Origin of the sequence: Rhizobium sp. BK212 (assembly GCF_014197475.1) — a bacterium.
GTDB classification, from domain to species: Bacteria; Pseudomonadota; Alphaproteobacteria; order Rhizobiales; family Rhizobiaceae; genus Rhizobium; species Rhizobium anhuiense.
This window is the reverse complement of the sequence record NZ_JACIFS010000001.1, coordinates 222,585-239,215: the sequence shown is the minus strand read 5'-3', so window position 1 is coordinate 239,215 and position 16,631 is coordinate 222,585. Positions and strand designations below refer to the sequence as shown.

Annotated in this window: 16 protein-coding genes; 13 read left to right on the top strand and 3 right to left on the bottom strand. The window is 62.0% G+C overall.

Annotation, left to right across the window (positions count from 1 at the left end; genetic code table 11):
• Positions 1–15 precede the first annotated feature (15 nt).
• Entirely contained in the window at positions 16–540 is a 525-nt protein-coding gene (locus FHT79_RS01165) for an RNA polymerase sigma factor (protein ID WP_183902862.1), read from the top strand.
• Positions 537–2,666 (top strand): VWA domain-containing protein, encoded by a 2,130-nt coding sequence (locus FHT79_RS01160; RefSeq protein ID WP_183902861.1) that lies wholly within the window; start codon positions 537–539, stop codon positions 2,664–2,666. The genes FHT79_RS01165 and FHT79_RS01160 overlap by 4 nt, the downstream gene beginning before the upstream one ends.
• A gap of 63 nt (positions 2,667–2,729) precedes the next feature.
• On the opposite strand, the gene FHT79_RS01155 is transcribed toward FHT79_RS01160, so the two are convergent.
• Positions 2,730–3,656, bottom strand: a complete 927-nt coding sequence (locus tag FHT79_RS01155; protein WP_097595548.1) for an SMP-30/gluconolactonase/LRE family protein — start codon at positions 3,654–3,656, stop codon at positions 2,730–2,732.
• A gap of 203 nt (positions 3,657–3,859) precedes the next feature.
• Between FHT79_RS01155 and FHT79_RS01150 the strand changes: the two genes are divergently transcribed.
• Entirely contained in the window at positions 3,860–4,936 is a 1,077-nt protein-coding gene (locus FHT79_RS01150) for a LacI family DNA-binding transcriptional regulator (RefSeq protein ID WP_047612170.1), read from the top strand.
• Between the two features lie 105 nt (positions 4,937–5,041).
• On the opposite strand, the gene FHT79_RS01145 is transcribed toward FHT79_RS01150, so the two are convergent.
• Entirely contained in the window at positions 5,042–6,073 is a 1,032-nt protein-coding gene (locus FHT79_RS01145) for an L-idonate 5-dehydrogenase (RefSeq protein ID WP_097595547.1), read from the bottom strand.
• A gap of 10 nt (positions 6,074–6,083) precedes the next feature.
• Positions 6,084–7,025 (bottom strand): 2-hydroxyacid dehydrogenase, encoded by a 942-nt coding sequence (locus FHT79_RS01140; protein WP_097595545.1) that lies wholly within the window; start codon positions 7,023–7,025, stop codon positions 6,084–6,086.
• 134 nt (positions 7,026–7,159) lie between these two features.
• Here FHT79_RS01140 and FHT79_RS01135 point away from each other — a divergent pair, with 134 nt between their 5' ends.
• From FHT79_RS01135 to FHT79_RS01090, 10 genes are all read left to right on the top strand, one after another.
• Complete coding sequence (locus tag FHT79_RS01135) at positions 7,160–7,924, top strand: SDR family oxidoreductase (protein WP_047612176.1); 765 nt, start codon at positions 7,160–7,162, stop codon at positions 7,922–7,924.
• 13 nt (positions 7,925–7,937) lie between these two features.
• Positions 7,938–8,483, top strand: a complete 546-nt coding sequence (locus FHT79_RS01130) for a gluconokinase (RefSeq protein ID WP_183902860.1) — start codon at positions 7,938–7,940, stop codon at positions 8,481–8,483.
• Between the two features lies 1 nt (position 8,484).
• Complete coding sequence (locus tag FHT79_RS01125) at positions 8,485–9,378, top strand: NAD(P)-dependent oxidoreductase (RefSeq protein WP_097595544.1); 894 nt, start codon at positions 8,485–8,487, stop codon at positions 9,376–9,378.
• 107 nt (positions 9,379–9,485) lie between these two features.
• Positions 9,486–10,982, top strand: a complete 1,497-nt coding sequence (locus FHT79_RS01120) for a sugar ABC transporter ATP-binding protein (RefSeq protein WP_097595543.1) — start codon at positions 9,486–9,488, stop codon at positions 10,980–10,982.
• A gap of 18 nt (positions 10,983–11,000) precedes the next feature.
• Entirely contained in the window at positions 11,001–12,041 is a 1,041-nt protein-coding gene (locus FHT79_RS01115) for an ABC transporter permease (protein WP_028757289.1), read from the top strand.
• Positions 12,042–12,092: 51 nt separating this feature from the next.
• The gene (locus FHT79_RS01110; protein ID WP_047612187.1) at positions 12,093–13,190 is read left to right on the top strand and encodes a substrate-binding domain-containing protein; all 1,098 of its coding nucleotides are present in this window, start codon (positions 12,093–12,095) and stop codon (positions 13,188–13,190) included.
• A gap of 95 nt (positions 13,191–13,285) precedes the next feature.
• Complete coding sequence (locus tag FHT79_RS01105; RefSeq protein WP_097595542.1) at positions 13,286–13,618, top strand: hypothetical protein; 333 nt, start codon at positions 13,286–13,288, stop codon at positions 13,616–13,618.
• A gap of 309 nt (positions 13,619–13,927) precedes the next feature.
• Positions 13,928–14,953: an ABC transporter substrate-binding protein gene (locus tag FHT79_RS01100; RefSeq protein WP_183902859.1), complete on the top strand. Its 1,026-nt coding sequence runs from the start codon at positions 13,928–13,930 to the stop codon at positions 14,951–14,953.
• Between the two features lie 34 nt (positions 14,954–14,987).
• Entirely contained in the window at positions 14,988–15,905 is a 918-nt protein-coding gene (locus tag FHT79_RS01095; RefSeq protein WP_097595539.1) for an ABC transporter permease, read from the top strand.
• The gene (locus FHT79_RS01090) at positions 15,881–16,630 is read left to right on the top strand and encodes an ABC transporter ATP-binding protein (RefSeq protein WP_028757168.1); all 750 of its coding nucleotides are present in this window, start codon (positions 15,881–15,883) and stop codon (positions 16,628–16,630) included. The genes FHT79_RS01095 and FHT79_RS01090 overlap by 25 nt, the downstream gene beginning before the upstream one ends.
• Position 16,631: the final 1 nt, after the last annotated feature.

Sequence of the window (16,631 nt, the reverse complement as noted above, 5' to 3'; positions counted from 1 at the left end):
GGGGTAGGTGCGGAATTGGATGCGGAGCTCATAGAACGAGTGCAGGGCGGCGACCGGGAGGCCTTCGGGCAACTGGTCTCGCGTCATTATGATTTCGTCCACGCGATGGCGTGGCGCTGGTCGGGCAGTTCCACGGATGCCGACGACATCGCCCAGGAGGTCTGCGTCAAGCTCGGCGCGGCCATCGGCAGCTTTCGCGGCGCCAGTCGCTTCAGAACCTGGCTCTATACGCTGACGCTCAACGCCGCCCGCGACCACAGACGCAAGCTTGCCCGAGAGGAGCAGACATTCCGCGCTTATGCCGCCGAACCGCAGCCGGATGCGCCTGATGGAAATGACGACGAGCTATCGGGCGAATTATGGGCCGCCGTGCGCGCCTTGCCGGAAAGGCAATGCGACGCGGTGCTGCTCGTCTATGGCGAAGGCCTCAGCCATTCTGCTGCCGCCGATGTCATGGGCTGCTCGGAGGCGACCGTGTCCTGGCAGGTCCACGAGGCGCGTAAGAGGCTGAAAACAGTGCTCGGCAAGGAAGAGGTATGACCGTGGACAAGGAACTGGAAAAGCTCTCCCGCCTCACACCGCCGGCACCCGATTCGGAGGCGCGCGCGCGTGCGCTTGCCGCAGCGATGCAGGCCTTCGACACCGCCGAAAATAATGTGCAGGCGCCCCAAGGAAATGCGAAAGGCTGGCGTCAAAGCTCCATCATCAACTGGATATGGAGCCCTGCCATGAACAAGAAATTCCTCGCCGGTTCAGCCCTTGCGACGCTGCTCGTCATTCCGGCTGCCGGTTATCTCACGATCGAGCTAACCCGCAACGGATCGCCGATCGTCGACCAGACCGAGATCGCCGGCAACCTGTCGCGAGGTGAGGCGTCGAAACAACCGGTCGCAACTGCGGGCCAACCCGTCACGGTCACGCCGGAGATTCCGCCGCAAGCACCGGCCGAGAACGGCCCCCTGACTGAGCAATCTGTCGCTGACGCGCAAGGCCTGCAGGACAAGGAGTCTCAAATCCTCGCAAAGCCCGATGCGGGACGGACGTCCGAATTCGATGCCGACGACATCGCTGCCCTTACGAACAAGTCGGAGAGTTCTGCCGCGGCCCTCGGGGCGGCCAAACGCTCCGCGCCGGCCGCACCCGGCATCGCCCCCCAACAGCAGCTGGCCGAACCGATGGCCGTCGCCCCCTCGCCTGCGCCGCCGGCGGACGGACCTATCCAGATCCAGCGCGATCCCGTCCGCGAGCGGTTTGCCAATGCCGCGGCAAATCCGATCAAGAGCGTCGCGACGGATCCGGTTTCGACCTTCTCCGCCGATGTCGACAGCGCCTCCTATTCCTTCGTCCGCCGGTCGTTGACGGGTGGGGCGATGCCCGATCCGCAATCGGTTCGCGTCGAGGAGATGATCAATTATTTCCCCTATGGCTGGCCGGGTCCCGACAATGCCGACCAGCCGTTCAAGGCGACGGTGACTGTCATGCCGACCCCGTGGAACCACGACACGGAATTGATGCATGTGGCGATCAAGGGCTATGACATCGCACCGGCAACCACGCCGCGTGCCAATCTGGTCTTCCTGATCGACGTCTCGGGCTCGATGGACGAGCCGGACAAGCTGCCGCTTCTCAAGAGCGCTTTCCGTCTTCTGGTCAACCGGCTGAAGGCCGACGACACCGTCTCGATCGTCACCTATGCCGGCAATGCCGGCACCGTGTTGGCGCCGACGCGGGTGGCGGAGAAATCGAAGATCCTGTCGGCGATCGACGGACTGGAGCCCGGCGGCTCGACCGGCGGCGCCGAAGGTATCGAGGCCGCCTATGACCTTGCCAAACAGGCCTTCGTCAAGGACGGCGTCAACCGGGTGATGCTGGCGACGGACGGCGATTTCAATGTCGGCCCGTCGAGCGACGAGGACTTGAAGCGCATCATCGAAGAGAAGCGCAAGGACGGCATCTTCCTGACCGTTCTCGGCTTCGGGCGGGGCAATCTCAACGATTCCCTGATGCAAACGCTGGCCCAGAACGGCAATGGCAGTGCGGCCTATATCGACACCTTGGCGGAGGCACAGAAGACGCTGGTCGAAGAGGCCGGACCGACGCTGTTTACGATCGCCAGCGACGTCAAGTTCCAGGTCGAGTTCAACCCGGAAAGGATCGCCGAATACCGCTTGATCGGCTACGAGACGCGGGCACTGAATCGCGAAGATTTCAACAACGATCGTGTCGATGCCGGCGATATCGGCTCCGGCCACAGCGTCACGGCGATTTACGAAATTACGCCCAAGGGAAGCCCCGCGGTCATGAATGACGACCTGCGTTATGGCGACAAGGCGCCGGCCGAGACCGCCGATGCCGCGCGTCAAGACGAGCTTGCCTTCGTCAAGATGCGCTACAAAAGGCCGGGCGAGGACAAGAGTGCTATCATCACCACGCCTGTCAATGACAGCAACGCGGTCGCCGCCGTCGATGCCGCGCCGCAGGATGTCCGTTTCTCCGTGGCCGTCGCCGCCTTCGGCCAGAAACTGAGCCGCATCGCCGCCCTCGATTCCTATTCCTATCAGGCGATTGCCGATCTCGCCGCGGCATCGCGGGGAACGGATAGCTTCGGCTACAGGTCGGATTTCCTCGGCCTGGTCCGGCTGGCGGACGGCCTCAGCCAGCGGTGAGGTAAGACGTAAATGCCGTCCCAAACGAGAGGCCGTCCCAAAAGGGCGGCCTCGGCTTAGTGATTACCCCGGTCTCGACCCGTTGGCAGTGAGATAGACAGCATAAAGGGACGTGCTTGCTGTGATGAAGAGACGGTTCAATTTCTCTCCGCCGAAGGTGACATTGGAGACGCCCTCGGGAATATGGATCTTGCCGATCAACGTTCCATCCGGGTCATAGGTGTGGACGCCATCGCCGGCGCTCGTCCATATCCGGCCATTCCGGTCCACGCGAAAACCATCGAACAGGCCTGAGGTACATTCCGCGAAAACGCCGAGATCGCTCAGTCGTCCCTCATTCGAGACTGCGAGCTTCCGGATGTGACGCGGGCCGCCGGGCTGGTGCGTTGCCCCGGTATCGGCGACGTAGAGCACGCTCTCATCCGGGGAAAAAGCCAGTCCGTTCGGCTTGACGAAATCGGAAGTGACCTGATCGGTCGTGCCAGTTGTCGGGTCATGCCGGTAGACGTGGCATCCGCCGATTTCCTCCTCGCCGTAGTCGCCCTCGTAGTCGTGAAGAATACCGTAGCTCGGGTCGGTGAACCAGACGGTCCCATCGGATTTGACGGCGACGTCGTTCGGGGAATTCAGCCGTTTGCCTGCAATCCGATCGGCCAGGACGGTAATCCTGCCGTCGAATTCGGTGCGGGTGACACGGCGCGTCAGGTGCTCGCAGGTGATGAGCCGGCCCTGATTGTCGACCGTGTTGCCGTTCGAGTTGTTGCTGGGCGCGCGGAAGACCGACGTATGCCCGCTGGTATCGTCGTAGCGCATCATCCGGTTGTTGGGGATATCCGAGAAAGCCAGATACCGCCCGGCGGCAAACCAGGCCGGTCCCTCCAGCCAGCGCCCGCCCGTCCAAAGCCGCTCGACGCGGGCGTGGCCCACGAAGCAGCTTTCGAAACGCGGGTCGAGAACCTCGAACCCCGTACCGTCAATTTGCCCGAACACGATGCTCCTCCGTTTCATCAATTGTTATCGATACCATATTGTCGTGTTTTGAAGCTGTCGTACAGGTATCGATGCGCCGAGAATCCTGGTTTTTCGACTGCGGAACCGTGCATCACTGCAATAAAATCGATTGTGCGATGATAGCGATAACTTTATCCTGTGTTGAATTGCCCAACTCGGAAGCTTTGTGAAAGCGGAGACCAGTGAAGAACGAGGATGTGCCGAAAGACAAGCGTCTCAAGCCGGGAGAGGCTCAAAAGCTGACGATGGCGGAGGTCGCCAAATATGTCGGCGTCTCCGCCATGACCGTTTCGCGTGCCTTTCGCCAGGATGCGAGTGTTTCCGAGGAGACCCGCAAGCGCATCATGGAAGCCGTCGATGCGCTCGGCTACGTGCTCGATCTGTCGGCCGGCAGCCTTTCGTCGCGGCGCAGCGGCTTCATCGCCGCCCTGGTGCCGTCGATCAACAATTCGAATTTTTCCGACACCGCACGCGGCATTACCGATGCGCTGGAAAATACCGGCCTTCAGCTTCTTCTCGGCTATACCGACTATTCGGCGGAGAAAGAAGAAGAGCTGATCGAAGCGATGCTGCGCCGCCGCCCGGAAGGCATCATCCTGACCGGTGGTTCGCACACGGCGCGCGCACGGCGGATGCTCGCAAAAGCCGGCATTCCCGTTGTCGAGACGTGGGAACTTCCGGAAGATCCGATCAATCAGGTCGTCGGCTTCTCCAACAGCGAGGCGATGTCCTTGCTGGTGCGGACGCTTGCCGGCCAGGGATATCGGAAGTTCGGTTATATCGGCGGAACGACGGCGCGCGATACGCGCGGCAGCCAGCGGCGCAGCGGTTTCCAGAAGACGGTTGAAGAACTCGGCCTCGGACCGGGACGGATGATTTCCTTCGGCGTTCCGCCCATCACCATGGAACAGGGTGGCCAGGCAATCGTCAGCCTGCTGGAGCGCTGGCCGGACACGGAAGTGGTTCTCTGCGTTTCCGACCTCTCCGCCTTCGGCGCCATCATGGAATGCACGCGCAGGGGAATGAAGGTTCCTCGGGACATCGCCGTTGCCGGTTTCGGCGATTATGAGATCTCCTCCATCTGTCATCCGCGCATCACCACCATCAATGTGGACTGTTATGGCATCGGTCGCCAGGCGGCCGGTCGCCTGCTGCACGCCCTGCAAAGTGGCGAGGCGACCGGCGATGAGATCACATTGACCGGCTATAGGGTTGTCCTGCGCGAAAGCACGGACAGGAACGGCACGCCGACAGCTTGAGCACCACAACGCCGCGCGTCTTTCAGATGCGCGGCGTTGCAACAGTTTGAATTTTTGAACATCTATTTCTGAATCGATTCCGATTTAAGGAATGATCCAGCAGGTTCAGAAGGCGATCTGGACTTTCATCGACTTGCTGCGATCGCCGGCCAATTCGAAAGCGGCGACGGCCTCGTCGATTCCGAAGACACCTGTTAGTAGTGGCTTCAGATCGACGCGACGCGCGTTGATCAGTTCGACGGCGAGCGCAAATTCCTCGTGAAAACGGAATGTCCCGCGCATCTCGATCTCTTTCGCAACGATCATGTTCTGCGGAATCGAGACATCGCCGCCAAGGCCGAGCTGAACGAGAACGGCGCGGGGCCTGAGCGTCTCCAGGCCCGCGCGCACCGCCCGTTCATTGCCTGACGCCTCGAACATGACGTCGAAATATCCCTTGTCGGCGCTATAAGCGGCGAGGTCGGCGGCATGCGTGGCAACGTTGATCGTTCTGTCGGCGCCGCTGGTGCGGGCAATCGCCAGAACGCTGTCGGTCACGTCGGTCGCGACGATCTCGCGGGCGCCGAGAACGCGGGCTGCAACGATCGCCAGCATGCCGATGGGGCCGCATCCGGTGACGAGCACCCGTTTGCCCAGCAGCGATCCGGCGCGGTTTGCCGCATGCAGCGTCACGGCAAAGGGTTCGGCAAAGGCGGCCTCGTGGATGGAAATGCCATCGGCGACCTTGTGGCATTGCCAACGTTCCGCCACCAGCCGCTGGCGAAAGCCGCCCTGAATATGCGGCATCGGCATGGCACTGCCGTAAAACCGCATGTTGAGGCAGTGATTCTGCTGTCCCTTCAGGCAATATTGGCAATGGTTGCACGGCCGGCTCGGCGAAACCGCAACGCGGTCTCCGACGGCAAGGTCGGCGACGCCGGAGCCCAGCGCCTTGACCGTGCCGGCGATCTCATGGCCGAGGATCATCGGTTCGCGCAGGCGCACGGTGCCGAAACCGCCATGATTGTAATAATGCAAATCGGAACCGCAGATACCGCCGGCTTCGATGGCGATCTCCACCTGCCCGGCGCCCGCAACCTCCGGCTCGCGCTCCTCGATCCTCAGATCCTTGGCGGCATGGATGACGATGGCTTTCATATCGGGACCCTCACACGACGGGAGTTGGAAGCGGGTTGCCGGCAAAATGCGCGGCGAGATTGTCTCTGACCAACTGGCCCATGGCCTTACGCGTCTCGACGGTACCGGAGCCATGATGGGGCTGCAACACCACGTTTGGGAGCGTCAGGAAACGCGCGTCGATCTTCGGTTCGTTCAGGAAGACATCAAGGCCGGCGGCCTTGATCGTGCCATCCCGAAGGGCTGCGATCAGCGCCTCTTCGTCGACGGTCGTTCCGCGCGAAACATTGATCAACATGCCGTTGGGACCGAGCGCTTTGAGCACATCGGCGTTGATGATCTTCATGGTCGCCTGCCCGCCGGGGACGATGACGATCAGAAAATCGGCCCAATCGGCAAGTGCGACCAAGTCCGGCTGGTAGGCATAGGCAACATCCTTGTGCTCGTTGCGGGCGAAGTAGGAGATCTCACAGCCGAAAGCGGCGGCCCGCTTGGCGATCGCCTTGCCGATCCGCCCCATGCCGGCGACCCCGACTTTCTTGCCGGAGACCCTCGTCACCAGCGGCATGGCGACGCTGCCCCACTGGCCGGAGCGGACGAGAACGTCGGCCTGCGGGATCTGCCTTGCCGTGGCAATCAGCAGTCCGATGGCGATATCGGCGACATCTTCGGTCAGCACGTCAGGCGTGTTGGTGACGCGAATGCCGTTGGCGCGGGCATAGGACAGGTCGATAGCGTCGGTGCCGACGCCATAACAGGAGACGATCTCCAGCTTCGGCAATTGCGCCATCAGCTCTGCGGACGCGCCGAGTTCGCCGCGCGTCGCTATGGCGCGGATATCCTTGCCGACTCTTGCAATCAGTTCCTGCCGGTCGGTTGCTTCCCACAGGCGATGGATGCGGTAGTTCGCCTCCAGATCCACCATGTCCCATTCCGGATAAGCTCCGGCCATCAAGATTTCCATCTCAGGCATTCCGTTTCCATCCCGCATTTTGACAGTTGATTATGTTATCGATAACATATAATTCGAAAAAGGGATGTCAAGTGAGTTTCACCGCCAGCGGCAGCGTCAGCCGTCGCCCGCGGCGAGACCGGAGGAGTTATGAGATGAAGAACTTGTTTGATCTTACCGGACGCCTTGCCCTGATCACCGGCTCGAGCCAGGGGATCGGTTATGCCCTGGCCGAAGGGCTGGCGCAGCATGGCGCCGAGGTCATCATCAACGGCCGCACGCCCGAAAGCGTCAAACGCGCGGTCGCGAGCCTCAAGGATCAAGGCCTGTCGGCCCATGCGGCGATCTTCGACGTCACCAGCAAGGACGCCGCCAAAGAAGGCATAGATGCGATCGAAGCCGATATCGGGCCGCTCGACATCCTGATCAACAATGCCGGCATGCAGTTTCGCACGCCGCTGGAAGACTTCCCGGCGGACAAATGGGAGCTGCTGCTGACCACCAATATTTCGAGCGTGTTTTACGTCGGCCAGGCGGCGGCCAAACCCATGATCGCCCGCGGCCAGGGCAAGATCATCAACATTGCCTCCGTGCAAAGCGAACTGGCGCGCCCCGGCATTGCTCCCTACACGGCGACCAAGGGCGCGGTGCGCAATCTGACCCGCGGCATGTGCGCCGACTGGGCCAAGTACGGCCTGCAGATCAACGCGATTGCGCCGGGCTATTTCAAGACGCCGCTCAACCAGGCGCTCGTCGACAATCCGGAATTCTCTTCATGGCTCGAGAAGCGGACGCCGGCCGGACGATGGGGCAATGTCGAGGAACTGGTCGGCGCTGCCGTCTTCCTCTCGGGCCGCGGCTCGTCCTTCATCAACGGGCACACGCTTTATGTCGACGGCGGCATCACGACCTGCCTCTGATAGAGACGGGACGATGAAGCGCGAGAAAATGGCACCGCCTCTGGCCGTTGTCGTCATGGGCGTCAGTGGCTGCGGCAAATCCTCGGTCGGAGAACGCATTGCTGCCCAAAACGGCATGGCGTTTCTAGAGGGCGACCAGCTCCATCCGCCTCAAAACGTCGAGAAGATGGCGCAGGGCATACCGCTGACCGACGACGACCGCCTGCCCTGGCTCGACCGGATCGGCGCGAAAATCAGCACCGCGCTGGACGCATCGCAAGGATTGGTGATTTCCTGTTCGGCGTTGAAGAGAAGCTATCGGGACAGGTTGCGGCAGGCGGCGGGCGGGCGCCTGGCCTTTGTTTTCCTGGAGGGGTCCCGCGATCTGCTGCTGTCGCGGATGCAGGCGCGTCAGGGCCATTTCATGCCGGCGTCCCTCCTCGACAGCCAGTTGCAGACGCTGGAGCCGCCAGCCGGTGAGCCTGGTGTGGTGACGGTGGCGATCGATAATGCCGTGGATGATATTGTAGCGCTGGCTTGCAAGGGATTCAGCGGCATGGCCGTCAAGGGAGGAGATTAGCATGCAGGATGATCACAGGGCAGATGTCGCCGTCATCGGCGCCGGTATCATGGGAACGGCAATCGTCAGCCGATTGATCGAAACCGGGCACAAGGTCTCGGTCTTCGACCTGGACGCCGAAAAAGTCGCGGCTTTGCAGGCCAAGGGTGCCTATGCGGCAGGCTCCGTGGAGGATGCGGTCTCACGGTCGGCGTTTTGTGTGCTCAGCCTCAATCACGCAAATATCGTCCGGGCCGTCGTCTTCGGCGAAAAAGGTGTTTCGGCGGCTGCCAATGCCGACAAGGTGCTGATCGACATGTCCTCGATCGACCCGGCCGAAACGGCCGACATGGCGACACGGTTGCGCCGGGAAACCGGCATGGCATGGGTGGATTGCCCATTGTCCGGCGGCGTGCCGGGTGCGCTGAGCGGGCGCCTGACGATCATGGCCGGCGGCAGCCCCGAGGATTTCGAGCGGGCGCGCGTGGTGATGCGGCATCTTGCCGCCAATTACACGCTGATGGGCGCATCGGGCGCCGGGCAGACCACGAAGCTGATCAATCAGCTGTTTTGCGCCGTGCTGTTCCAGGCCGTCGCCGAGGCGGTCAAGCTCGCAGAAGCCGGCGGCGTCGATCCGGCTGCCATTCCGGCAGCCCTTGCCGGCGGCAGGGCGGATAGTCGCATATTGCAGGAATTCATGGCGAAATTCGCCGCCCGGGATTTCTCGCCGACAGGCAGGATAGACAATATGTTGAAGGACTTGGATTCGCTTCAGGCCTTTGCGCTGAAGACGAAGACGCCATTGCCGATGACCGGCGCGGTGGTCGAGATTCATCGCCTGCTCTGTGCTGCCGGCCTCGGGCCGAAGGACTCGGCCGAGATGATGCGGCTTCTCGACGGATTTCAGGCCGGCTGACGTCAATTCCTCGAGAAATTCGCGATCGTCATCTTTCCGCTTGACCATCCGTAAATGTTATCGATAACATACAGTCAATGACAACTGCAGCTTTGGGAGGAGCCACAGTGGAAGCCAAGAGACTGCTGGAGTTCCAGTCGATCACCAAGAGCTTCGGCGGCACGCAGGCGCTGCGGGACGTCTCGATCGACCTGCGCGAGGGCGAAATCCTCGCGCTGCTGGGAGAAAACGGCGCCGGCAAATCGACGCTCATCAAGACACTTGCGGGCATCTACAAGCCCGATAGCGGCGACATCCTGTTTCGCGGCCAGAGCTATCATCACCGCCCTCCGAAGCCGAACGAGCGGCAGCCGGTTGCCTTCATCCACCAGGATCTCGGTCTGATCGAGTGGATGACGGTCGGCGAGAACATGGGCCTGTCGCAGGGCTTCTCGATGCGTCGCGGCCTGATCGATTGGAACAGGACGCAGGCGCGTGCCAAGGAAGCCTTGAAGCTGGTTGGCTGCGATTTCGATCCCACCACGCGGGTCTCGGCGCTGTCGCGCACCGAAAAATCGCTTGTCGCCATTGCCCGTGCGCTTGCCGTCGAAGCCGACGTTCTGGTGCTCGACGAGCCGACGGCGAGCCTTCCCGCCGATGAAGTCGATCGGCTGTTCAATGCGATCCGCCCGCTGAAGGACCGCGGCGTCGGCATGATCTACGTCTCCCACAGGCTCGACGAGATTTTCCGCATCGCCGATCGGGTCGCCGTTCTGCGCGACGGCTGCATGGTGGGACAGAAGCCCGTCAGCGAGACGACACCCGACGAGCTGGTGACGATGATCATCGGCCGCAGCGGCGACAGCCTCTTTTCCAAGACGGAGATCAGGCCCGGCAAGGCAATCGTCGAGGTTCGCGATCTCGTTTGCGCCGGCACGAGCCCGATATCCTTCGATATAAGAGAGGGCGAGCTCCTGGGCCTGGCTGGATTGCGTGGCGCCGGGCAGGAAAGGATCGGCCGCGCGCTGTTCGGTTGCGAGCCCTTCAACGGCTCGGTTCTGCTGCATGGCGAGGCCCCGGACCTTTCGAGCCCGCTGCGGGCCATGGCGTCGGGCATCGGTTTGATTGCCCGTGACCGGACGGAGGAGTCCGTGGCGCTGTCGCTCTCCATTCGGGAAAATACCTATCTCAACCCGGGCGCCGTCGGACGTGGGCTTTTGTCCTTCCTGTCGCCGCGCGGCGAGGCCGATCTTGCCCATAAGATCGGCCATTCCGTCGGCCTGCGCCCGAACGACCCGGATCTGCCGGTGGAGGCCCTGTCGGGCGGCAATCAGCAGAAAGTGGTCGTCGGCCGCTGGCTGGCGACCGGCCGCAAGCTGCTGATCGCCGAAGATCCGACTGCCGGCGTCGACATCGGCGCACGTGCGGAGATCTACCGTCTGATCACCCAGGCGCTCGAGGCCGGTCTCGCGGTTGTCGTGGTGTCGACGGATTTCGAGGAAATCGCCCATATCTGCCACCGCGCGCTGGTCTTCTCGCGCGGCAAAATCGTCAGTGAACTGATTGGAAGCGCCCTGACGACGGAGGCGGTCATCACAGCCGCATCCGCATCGGAAGCCGCTTGAGCCATCGGGAGAACAGCCATGCAATCCATTGAATCCACGGCGCTGGAGCCGACCAAGAGCGAAATGGCCGGCCTGTCCACAGGCCAGAAGATCGGACGCCTGATCCCGGTTTACGGGCTGGTGATCCTGACCGTCGGCCTGATCGTGATCTTCTCGATCCTGCTGCCCGATACGTTCCCGACCGTGTTGAATATCCGCTCGATCGTCTCCGACAAGGCAATCATTGCGCTTCTGTCGCTCGCCGCGATGATCCCGATGGCGTCGGGCCGCATCGATCTCACCGTCGGCTATGGCATCGTGCTCTGGCACATTCTCGCCATCAGCCTGCAGACGGCCTACGGCCTGCCCTGGCCGGTCGCAGTCCTCATCGTTCTCGCACTCGGCGTCTTCACCGGCTTCATAAACGGCCTGCTGGTCGAAGTCGCGAAGATCGACAGCTTCATCGCGACGCTCGGCACCGGAACGGTTCTTTACGCGCTTGCCCTCTGGCACACCGGTGGGCGGCAGGTGGTCGGCGTCCTGCCGGAAGGTTTCTATGCGCTGAACGGCACCATGCTGTTCGGCCTGCCGATCACCGGCTTCTACGTGCTGCTGATCGCCATCTGCATGTGGATCGTGCTCGAATACCTGCCGATCGGCCGGTATCTCTACGCCATCGGCGCCAATCCGAAGGCCGCCGCCCTCAATGGCATTCCGGTCCGCAAATTCGTGATCGGCGCCTTCGTCACCTCGGGGCTGCTGGCGGCCCTGACCGGGGTCCTTCTCGCCTCGAAGCTGCGGATCGGCCAGGCAAGCGTCGGCCTCGAATATCTGCTGCCGGCGCTTGTTGGCGCATTTCTCGGATCGACGACGATCAAGCCCGGACGGGTGAACGTCTGGGGCACCTTGATCGGCGTCATCATCCTGGCGGTCGGAATTTCCGGAATTCAGCAATTCGGCGGGTCGTTCTTCGTCGAACCGCTGTTCAACGGCGTCACCCTGCTGATTGCCATCGGCATAGCAGGTTACGCCCAGCGCAAACGCGGAGCTGTGAGGAGGATCACACCCGCATCCAAATGAGGATGCCGGCTCATGTCGGCATTTCACAACAAACAAAATGGAGGAGTGAACATGAAGCGCAGAATGTTATTGCAGGCAACGGTCGCAACCGTCGCCGTTATGCTGAGCATCCCGGCATTGGCCGATTCCATGGCCGACGCCAAGGCCGTGGTCGACAAGTATGCTTCCAAGGTGAGCGCCTGGGATGGTCCGACGAGCGGCCCCAAGGGCGCGACCGGAAAGAACATCGTCATTCTTGCCGCCGATATGAAGAACGGCGGCATCCTCGGCGTGGTCAATGGCGTTCAGGAAGCGGCAGGCGCGCTGGGCTGGACGGTGAAGGCGCTCGACGGCGCCGGTTCGATCGGCGGGCGGACCGCCGCCTTCGGCCAGGCCATGGCGCTGAAGCCGGATGGCATCATCATCAACGGCTTTGACGCGGTCGAGCAGAAGCCGGCGATGGAAGCGGCCAAGGCTGCCGGCATTCCGATGGTTTCCTGGCATGCGGCGTCGGCTGTCGGTCCGGTTCCCGAAGTCGGCGTCTTCGCCAACGTCACCACCGATGCGATGGAAGTGTCGAAGTCCGCGGCGGATTGGGCCTTTGCCGATGCCGGCGGCAAGCCTGGCGTCATCATCTTCACCGACTCCACCTATGCGATCGCGATCGCCAAGGCCGATCGCATGAAGAAGGAGATCGAGGATCTCGGCGGCACGGTGCTCGAATATGTCGACACGCCGATTGCCGAAACCTCTCAGCGCATGCCGCAGCTCACCACCTCGCTTCTGCAGAAATATGGCGCGAAGTGGACGCATTCCCTGGCGATCAACGACCTCTACTACGACTTCATGGGACCTTCGCTCGCCTCGGCCGGTATTGCAGGCGACGGAAAACCGGTGAACGTCGCCGCCGGCGACGGTTCGGAGAGCGCCTATCAGCGGATCCGCGCCAAGCAGTTTCAGGCCGTCACGGTCGCCGAGCCGCTCAACCTTCAGGGCTGGCAACTCGTCGACGAATTGAACCGCGCCTTTGCCGGCGCTCCCTGGTCGGGCTACGTCTCGCCGCTGCATGTGGTAACGAGCGCAAACGTCGAGTTTGACGGCGGACCGAAGAACAGCTTCGATCCCGACAACGGCTACCGCGATCAATACAAGAAAATCTGGGGCAAATAAGCCTCTCAGCCAGGGCGTATCGACCGATACGCCCTGATACTCCGACAACACACCACCATCGATCCAGCTCCGGCGAGTTTTGGAAAAGAGACCCCATGATCATTCGTTATGCTTTGTTTGAAGGCGAAATCCATCCCGGCAGAGAAGCGGAATTCCGCGCATTCGTGCGGCAGCGGCTCGTCCCTCTCTGGACGAAGTTTCCGGGCGCCGAGGAAATCCGGGTGCTGGACGGAATGGAACGAGACGAAGGCGCCCCGGTATATGCCATGGCGCTCGCCATTCGTTATCCCGATATGGATGCGGTAAAGGCGGCACTGCTTTCCGATGTGCGGTCCGAGAGCCGCGAAGTCACCGGCGAACTCCTGCAACTCTTCACCGGCAAGGTGCATCACCACGTATTCTCGGCCAACGAATACGCACCGGCCTGACATCAGGCGAGTTTGACGTCGACGTCGGTTCGGGCGAAGGTCGGTTACTCCGGCCGTCGCCTGCTCTTATCAACAGAAGAGACCTATTAAGCGCCGCGGACGATGTCCCAGGCGCTTTTTTTACGCCTGCTCACCCCGATCATCCTGCGAAGGTGCCGGATACGATCGTTCCGGATGCTCGACTTTTGGGGACAATTTTCCACCAGCGACGCTTTTATTAAACTAAATAGTCTACCGATTTAGTAGATTATACGCCATTTTACCGTGCATCGTTCCTGCAAACAACAATCCGAAACGGGAAGATCGACGATGACATTGGCAAAGACATTCAAAATTGCGTTGTTCAGTCTGTTTGGTCTCAGTGCCGTTCATGGTCCGGCGGCGGCCCAGGCAGATGCCCCCCTGCTTGCCAAAGTGCCGCCAGGCACGGTGCTGACGATCGGCGATCCGGTCACCCAGAAAGCCCTCGAAGTGTCCGGCCTCGACAAAGAGCTCAGTTTTGAAGTGAAATGGGCCAATATCAGCGGCGGGCCGCAGACGTCGGAAGCTTTCCGCGCCCATGCGCTCGATATCGGATCGGTGGCCGAGATCCCCTCGATTTTCGCCAACTGGAACAACCTGCCCGTCCGCAATATCGCCTATCGCGAACGCCGTGACCCGATCGCCAATCCCATCTACCGCTTCGGCATTGCACCAGGCGCAGCCGTCAAGACGCTCGCCGATTTCCGCGGCAAACGCATCGCTTTCAGCCCGGGCCAGGCCCAGGGCACGCTCGTCCTTCGGGCGTTGCATGCGGCAGGTCTGAAGAGCAGCGACGTCACCCTGGTGGAACTGCCGAGCACCGGCGACGTCTACCCGAAGGCGTTGGCGAGCAAGCAGGTCGACATCGCACCGCTCGGCACCGTCTATATCAGGCGCTATATCACCCAATACGGACCTGATGGCGCGACCCTCCTGGAGCACGGCCTGCGGGATGATCCGAGCCATCTCTATGCACCGCAATGGGTTCTGGATGATCCCGCCAAGGCGGCAGCTCTCGCCGAATATGTCGGCCTGTGGGCCCGCGCCACCGAATGGGTGAACCGGAACCCGGACCTCTGGATCAAAGAATATTACGTCGGCCAGCAGGGACTCAGCCGGGAGGACGGGGAATATCTGGTCAAGATGACCGGCGAACAGATCGTTCCCAGCGATTGGAGCGAAGTGAAGAAGCGCCACCAGGAAACCATCAATCTGCTTGCGGACGAGCTCGGTTACAAGTCGTTCAATGTCGAACAGCTTTTCGACAACCGCTTCGAAAAGCTCGGCGCCGAAGCTTTGGCCAAGAGCCAGTAACGTTCGACATCCCTTCGGAGAGGAGATCTGAAGCATGGCAACCACTTGGGATGCAGATGAGGCGAAACTGTCCCTGACATCGGGCGGGAGAGTTGCGCATGCAGGCTCACGCGCGGCAAAGCCGGTTGGCCCGGCCAGCTTTGCTGGCCCGGTGAGCTCCGCCGGCCCTCGCGCCCGGCGCCGGCTGGGTCCCGGACCCGCGATCCCTTTCGGGCTGCAGATCGGGCCGGCACTGCTTGTCCTGACCTGGGTCGTCGGCTCGGCATTGGGATGGATCGACACGCGCATCCTGTCGGCGCCGTGGACGGTCATCGAGGCTTTCGCAAGGCTGATAGAGCAGGGCCGCCTGCAGGACAATTTCGTGACGTCGGCGACGCGCGCCCTGCTCGGCCTGAGCATCGGATTGCTGATCGGTACGCTCCTGGCGGTTGTCGCCGGCCTGTCCCGGATCGGCGAAGCCCTGATCGATGGTCCGGTACAGATCAAACGCGCGATACCGACGCTGGCCCTGATCCCCTTGCTGATCCTATGGTTCGGCATCGGCGAGGGCATGAAGGTCACCACCATCGTGCTTGCCGTCATCGTGCCGATTTACATCCACACCCATAATGCGCTCCGCAGCATCGACAGCCGTTATGTCGAACTGGCCGAGACGCTGCGCATGAGCCAGAAGGACTTCATCCTTCAGGTGGTGCTGCCGGGCGCCTTGCCGGGTTTCCTCTTAGGCCTGCGGTTTGCCGTTACCCTCTGCTGGGTCTCTCTCGTCGTGGTCGAGCAGATCAACGCCACCAGCGGGCTCGGCTACATGATCGATCTTGCCCGCAATTACGGGCAGACCGACGTCATTCTCGTCGGCCTGGTGGTCTATGTGCTGTTGGGTCTCGTTTCGGACGGTCTCGTCCGTCTGCTCGAACGGAGGGTCCTCTCATGGCGCCGCACCCTGGCAAACTGAAGCCCGCGACCAAGGCCGTCCACGTGCGAAACCTCGTACGCCGGTTTGCGAAAAAGACCATCCTTGACGGCGTCGATCTCGACATCGAGGAAGGCGAATTCGTCGCCCTGCTCGGCCGCAGCGGCTCCGGCAAAAGCACGTTTTTGAGGGCTCTTGCCGGTCTCGATCACGATGTCGAGGGCACCGGCACTCTCGAGACGCCGGAAAGCCTTTCGGTGGTTTTCCAGGATGCCCGCCTGCTGCCGTGGCGCAGCGTGATCCAGAACGTCACGCTCGGCCTGGCCGGCACCACCGGTCAGGAAGCCGGTAGGAAGGCTTTGGCGGAAGTGGGACTTGAAGGGCGGGAAACGGCGTGGCCGAACCAGCTTTCGGGCGGCGAGCAGCAGAGGGTCGCCCTTGCCCGTTCCCTGGTGCGGGAGCCGGCCCTGCTTCTCGCCGATGAGCCGTTCGGCGCGCTCGACGCGCTGACCCGGCTGAAGATGCACGATCTGCTGCGGGAATTGTGTGCAAGGCACCGTCCTGCGGTGCTGCTCGTCACCCACGACGTCGACGAGGCGATTTCGCTGGCCGACCGGATACTGGTCCTCGACGAAGGCCGTCTCATCGAGGATCTCAAGATCGATCTGCCGACGCCGCGCGATCATGGCGATCCGCGCTTTGCACAATTCCGCGCCCACCTCCTCAGCCGGCTCGGGGTCGACCTCCCGGGCCGCAAGGCTGCCTGAA

Excerpts from the sequence above, each read along its gene's own strand:
- FHT79_RS01160 (WP_183902861.1), top strand. The coding sequence starts at position 537 with ATGACCGTGGACAAGGAACTGGAAAAGCTCTCCCGCCTCACACCGCCG.
- FHT79_RS01145 (WP_097595547.1), bottom strand. The coding sequence starts at position 6,073 with ATGAAAGCCATCGTCATCCATGCCGCCAAGGATCTGAGGATCGAGGAG.
- FHT79_RS01140 (WP_097595545.1), bottom strand. The coding sequence starts at position 7,025 with ATGCCTGAGATGGAAATCTTGATGGCCGGAGCTTATCCGGAATGGGAC.
- FHT79_RS01135 (WP_047612176.1), top strand. The coding sequence starts at position 7,160 with ATGAAGAACTTGTTTGATCTTACCGGACGCCTTGCCCTGATCACCGGC.
- FHT79_RS01130 (WP_183902860.1), top strand. The coding sequence starts at position 7,938 with ATGAAGCGCGAGAAAATGGCACCGCCTCTGGCCGTTGTCGTCATGGGC.
- FHT79_RS01125 (WP_097595544.1), top strand. The coding sequence starts at position 8,485 with ATGCAGGATGATCACAGGGCAGATGTCGCCGTCATCGGCGCCGGTATC.
- FHT79_RS01115 (WP_028757289.1), top strand. The coding sequence starts at position 11,001 with ATGCAATCCATTGAATCCACGGCGCTGGAGCCGACCAAGAGCGAAATG.
- FHT79_RS01110 (WP_047612187.1), top strand. The coding sequence starts at position 12,093 with ATGAAGCGCAGAATGTTATTGCAGGCAACGGTCGCAACCGTCGCCGTT.
- FHT79_RS01105 (WP_097595542.1), top strand. The coding sequence starts at position 13,286 with ATGATCATTCGTTATGCTTTGTTTGAAGGCGAAATCCATCCCGGCAGA.
- FHT79_RS01100 (WP_183902859.1), top strand. The coding sequence starts at position 13,928 with ATGACATTGGCAAAGACATTCAAAATTGCGTTGTTCAGTCTGTTTGGT.
- FHT79_RS01095 (WP_097595539.1), top strand. The coding sequence starts at position 14,988 with ATGGCAACCACTTGGGATGCAGATGAGGCGAAACTGTCCCTGACATCG.
- FHT79_RS01090 (WP_028757168.1), top strand. The coding sequence starts at position 15,881 with ATGGCGCCGCACCCTGGCAAACTGAAGCCCGCGACCAAGGCCGTCCAC.